This window comes from Candidatus Obscuribacterales bacterium, assembly GCA_036703605.1.
Classification (GTDB): Bacteria; Cyanobacteriota; Cyanobacteriia; order RECH01; family RECH01; genus RECH01.
Map to the genome: position 1 here is coordinate 1 of DATNRH010000612.1, position 4,563 is coordinate 4,563.

General features: G+C 54.5%; 5 protein-coding genes. 3 read left to right on the forward strand and 2 right to left on the reverse strand.

All coding sequences use genetic code 11. From position 1 onward, the window contains the following. The 3 genes from V6D20_12955 to V6D20_12965 all read left to right on the forward strand — a co-directional run. Positions 1–980 (forward strand): class I SAM-dependent methyltransferase (locus tag V6D20_12955; GenBank protein HEY9816689.1); only part of this gene is annotated, 980 nt, incomplete at its 5' end. A gap of 315 nt (positions 981–1,295) precedes the next feature. After that, complete coding sequence (locus V6D20_12960) at positions 1,296–1,439, forward strand: hypothetical protein (protein ID HEY9816690.1); 144 nt, start codon at positions 1,296–1,298, stop codon at positions 1,437–1,439. A gap of 239 nt (positions 1,440–1,678) precedes the next feature. Then, positions 1,679–2,656 (forward strand): IS982 family transposase, encoded by a 978-nt coding sequence (locus V6D20_12965; GenBank protein HEY9816691.1) that lies wholly within the window; start codon positions 1,679–1,681, stop codon positions 2,654–2,656. A 122-nt stretch (positions 2,657–2,778) separates the two neighbouring features. Here V6D20_12965 and V6D20_12970 read toward each other — a convergent pair whose 3' ends face one another. Together V6D20_12970 and V6D20_12975 are read right to left on the reverse strand one after the other, a co-directional pair. Continuing rightward, on the reverse strand, positions 2,779–3,537 hold the full coding sequence (locus tag V6D20_12970; GenBank protein ID HEY9816692.1) for a class I SAM-dependent methyltransferase: 759 nt from the start codon (positions 3,535–3,537) through the stop codon (positions 2,779–2,781). A gap of 65 nt (positions 3,538–3,602) precedes the next feature. Further along, complete coding sequence (locus tag V6D20_12975) at positions 3,603–4,106, reverse strand: DinB family protein (protein ID HEY9816693.1); 504 nt, start codon at positions 4,104–4,106, stop codon at positions 3,603–3,605. Between the last annotated feature and the right edge of the window lie 457 nt (positions 4,107–4,563).

Consider the following 4,563-nt stretch of genomic DNA (forward strand, 5'->3'; position numbering starts at 1 on the left):
CGGTCGGCCACCGCACCGGTCTGTTTGATGCGATGGCCGATTTGCCCCCGGCCACCAGTCAGCAGATTGCCGACGCCGCTGGGCTGCAAGAGCGCTACGTGCGCGAATGGCTCAACGCCCTAACCACGGGCCGAATTGTAGAGTATGATGCCGCTGTCAAAACGTACCGCCTGCCCGCTGAGCACGCGGCCTTTCTAACTCGTGCAGCCCAGTCTGATAACATGGCCACCTTCTTTCAGCACACGGTCGGCCTGGCCACTGTGGAAAGTGAGATTGTGGGCTGTTTTAAGGCTGGTGGCGGCGTGCCCTACTCCGCCTTTGGTCGCTTCCATGAAGTGATGGCCGAAGACAGTGGTCAAACCGTTGTAGCAGCGCTGGAAGACCACATTTTGCCCCTAGTGCCGGGGTTAATCGAGCGGCTCCAGCGGGGCATGGACGTGTTGGACGTGGGCTGCGGCAGCGGTCGAGCGATGAATAAGCTGGCGCGGCTGTTCCCTGCCAGTCGGTTTTGGGGCTATGACTTTTCGGCCCAGGCGATCGCCGTGGCTACCGCCGAAGCCCAGACCCACGGTCTCACCAATGTGGCGTTCCAGGTTAAAGACGTGACCGACCTCCAAGAGGCAGAACGCTACGACCTGATCACCACCTTCGACGCCATCCATGACCAGGCCCACCCCGATCGCGTGCTGCGCAACATCCACAACGCCCTGCGCCCCCACGGCCTGTACCTGATGCAGGATATTCGCGCCGCCAGCGAGGTTAGCGGCAATTTAGACCATCCCGTTGCGCCCTTTCTCTACACCGTGTCCTGTATGCACTGCATGACGGTGTCACTGGCTGAAGGGGGCATGGGCCTCGGCACCATGTGGGGTCGTGAAAAGGCGGCTGAAATGTTGGCTCAGGCGGGGTTTACCGCGATTGAGATGAAAGCCCTGCCTCACGACGCCATGAACGACTACTACGTGATTCGTAAGGGATAAAGCCATGTGTCAACTCTGTGGGTTAGTAGCCAGACTGCCGAAGACGCGAGCGGCGTTCGGCAGCGATCGTCCTTGGCAACCCGGCCCTTCTACTCAAACCCTATCTAGCTGGGGTTCCCTAACCTTAGACCGGCCTCAGGCTTCCCCACCGGAAAATCAACGCCGCTAGAGGCTCTTCAGCAAGGTTGAACTTTGCTGAACTAAGGTTGAGCCGCCCCGATAAGGCTGGTCGGTATGGCCACATCCACAGACAGAGTCGTAGACAGAAATCGTCTTGTTTTGTTTAACTACTTCACCCCTTCAGGAGATAGTGCTATGACCGTTACCTTTGATCGCAATACTGTAAAAACCGCCCTGGACACAGACTACACCGCGATCGCCGCCAAAGTCGCCCAAACCCTCGTCCAAACCGTGCAGGCACGGGAGGCCCAGCCTGGAGTTCCTACCGACGAAATTTAATGCCTGCGCCGGGCTGGGCTGTTACCGCTGATCGTGCCCCGGCAGTATGGTGATCTGGGGCCAGGTTGCGCCCAGGCCATGGCCGTGGTCACAACACTGGCTGAGCACAACAGCTCTGCGGCTCAGCTCTACAGCTATAGCAGCGCAAGGACTAGTTAACCTGAGTTCGACAAGTAATAAAGTGCTGAAAGAAAGGCTGAGGGTTACGCTCAAAGTATCGAATTCTAAGCCCCTCAGCCATGTCTTTGAGTCTAGCGCGCCTCGACCTGACCCAACTCTTCTGCGACGTTGACGACGTCTATCGTAAGTTTGAGCGGCTCTGTGAACAAGCTATCCCGCGACTGCCGTGCGACGGGCAGCCGAAAGCCTATCAGTCTAGATTGAGCATCAGCGACGTGATGACTATCGTCATCGCCTTCCATGGCTCGGGCTATCGAACGTTTAAGGATTTTTACAACCAGAAGGTCTTGCCTGACTGGCGGGACGCCTTTCCCAACTTGGTGAGCTACGGACGGTTTATCGAACTCATGCCTTGGAGCTTTATGGCTTTAGTGAGCTTTCTAAACACGTGCTGTTTTGGCAAGGTCACCGGCATCAGTTTCATCGATTCCACCTCGGTCGCGGTCTGCCATATCAAGCGGGCCAAGACTCACAAGACGTTCAAGGGCTTGGCGGGTTGGGGCAAATCGTCGGTGGGGTGGTACTTCGGCTTTAAGTTACACCTCATCATTAACGACCACGGTGAACTGCTGACCGTTGCCCTGACGCCGGGCAATACTGATGACCGTAAGCCCGTTCCCGACATGACTAAAGACCTGGTCGGAAAGCTGTTTGGAGACCGAGGGTATATTTCGCAGGCGCTCTTTGAGTCGCTCTTTGAGCGGGGTCTAGAGCTGATTACCAAACGTCGCAAGACCATGAAAAACGCCCTGATGCCGCTGCTCGATAAGCTCCTGCTGCGCAAACGCCCGATTATCGAGACGGTCAACGGGAACCGTCCAATAGCTGTCTTCCCCAGCAGTGCTGAATCAAGCCTTTTGGACAGTAGATTCAGCCCCTGGCTCTGCCAGTCTGATCGGTACGTTGAGAAACTCAGCCGATCGCAGCTGAGGATAGACAAACTCCACATCGGCAGCGATCGCCTGAGCCTCGATTTCTGCCTCGATCACCGCATGGCACTGAATTTGTCCAGTAGGAGAATTAACCTCTGTCGGTAACCGAATCGGGTGATCGGCGATCAGCATTGGCTGTGCTAAGGCTGGAGCAGTTATGAGGCCGCCCATGGGGGCGCTGAAGATAGTCGCGAATATGAGTGTCAGTCGGAATGGGTTCATGGTCTTTAAGCAATCAAAGGTTGGGTACCTACGATGACGGGCTGGAAATACCGATTATCTAAGCGCATCACCTGAACGAATCCCGCCTTCTCCATGAGCTGCGCCAGGTGATCGGGACGGATGGCGTAGTAGCGCGATCGCATGACATGGGTTTGTACCTGCTGCGTTTGTCGATCCTCCTCCAGGAAGTAGAACGCCAGGTCATACCAATCGCCATCAAAATCCCACACTTGAAACAACAAATAGCGCTTACCGCTAATTTCTCGCAGGCCGTAAGGTTTGACAATCCCTCGACCACGGGGTTCACGGTCGTAGTCTCGCAGGGTAATCAGACAGCCACCGCCAGGTTTAATACAGTTGCGAAAAGCCTGCAAGGCCTGAAGAATTGCAGCGTCTGTGAGTAGGTGCGGGACTGAGTTATCGCAGGAAATTAAGGCATCAAAGGTTTCGGCATAGTGCTGATCAACCTGGCGCATATCGCAGACCGAAAAGGGAACGTTGAGCCTGCGTCGGTTAGCCTCCTGCCGAGCCAGGTGGATTTCCCCTGCTGACAAATCGGAGGCGGTGACCTGATACCCCAGCGCCGCCAGTCCCAAGGTCTGGGTGCCAATGCCGCAGGAGACATCCAGCACAGTTTTAACCTCAGTGCCCCAGTTTTGCTGAATCAAGTGGGATAACTGGTTAGCTTGCTGGGCAATGGCCGCATCCCAATCTTCATAGATGAGGGAATAGAAGGGAGCAAGGCGATCGTAAAAGTCATTCATCGGGATTTGCTGCTTGATAGAACTTTGACGATGACAAGGGCGAATGTGTCAATTCCTCGTTTCCTTTAGAACTCGAAATAAGGATTAAAGGGCACATCTGTATTGCCGTAATCGATGCCTAATTTGTGCAGTTCGGAAGTAATTTGGCTGCGGTGGTGAGTCTGATGGTTGAACAACTGGACGTAAAACAGACCCCGCGACAGGTGACGATGACGTTGGAGGCGATCGCTCCAAATCTTCAGCGTTTCATCCAGCCAGGGTTGCTCCAAAATTGCCGCCTCAGTCCGAAGCTGCTGATCAAATGCTTGACGCTCTCGCTTGAACTGGGTGTAGTCAGGAAACGGTAAGCCACGCGGATCAAAGTTGGCGAACTGCTGGGTGTGAATCAGCTTGTGCAAGGCCAAATCCACATGAATGATGTGGTTTAAGGTATGCAGAATGGAGCCGAAGAACATGCCTCGGTCTTGGCTTAGCTCATGGCTCGCAAGCTGGTCGCAGCGGCTCAAGAGCTGCTCGTGTTGCCACTGGCTGTAGGCAGCCATCATTTGCACGTACTGGGGAGTAATCATGGCAAAGGGTTGAATTCGATTGCGGTCATAGAGGGGGCTGTCCCCCCACTGGATCGGGATGGGCCGGAACCACGCCCCTGGGAGCCCTGGTTGACCACGTTGATCAAATGGCAGAAGCTGACACACTATGGGCTCTCCTTACCAATCACGTAGTAGTCGTTGACGGGGTCAAGATAAAGAAACGTTCTTCATCCGTTAGTTTCACTCTATCGAGCTGTCTACTATCTGTCGTTACAGTAAATCTCGGTATATTTCAGGTGATGGCTCAGGATATGACAGGATACAGCAATTACAAATAGCTTATGAACAGGGGAGAATAGAAGAAAGAGCAACAACGGTACCGAGCAGCCATGACTTCCCTTGAAAAGTTTATCCAAAGCAACCCTCCGGCTCAAGAACTGAAACGCGCCTTCAGCAATTCTCAGTATGAAGATCTTGCCCCACCTTGTTGACAATA

What these genes read in the sequence shown, in the direction of transcription:
- V6D20_12960 (HEY9816690.1), top strand. Translation starts at nt 1,296, where the DNA reads ATGACCGTTACCTTTGATCGCAATACTGTAAAAACCGCCCTGGACACA.
- V6D20_12965 (HEY9816691.1), top strand. Translation starts at nt 1,679, where the DNA reads ATGTCTTTGAGTCTAGCGCGCCTCGACCTGACCCAACTCTTCTGCGAC.
- V6D20_12970 (HEY9816692.1), bottom strand. Translation starts at nt 3,537, where the DNA reads ATGAATGACTTTTACGATCGCCTTGCTCCCTTCTATTCCCTCATCTAT.
- V6D20_12975 (HEY9816693.1), bottom strand. Translation starts at nt 4,106, where the DNA reads ATGATTACTCCCCAGTACGTGCAAATGATGGCTGCCTACAGCCAGTGG.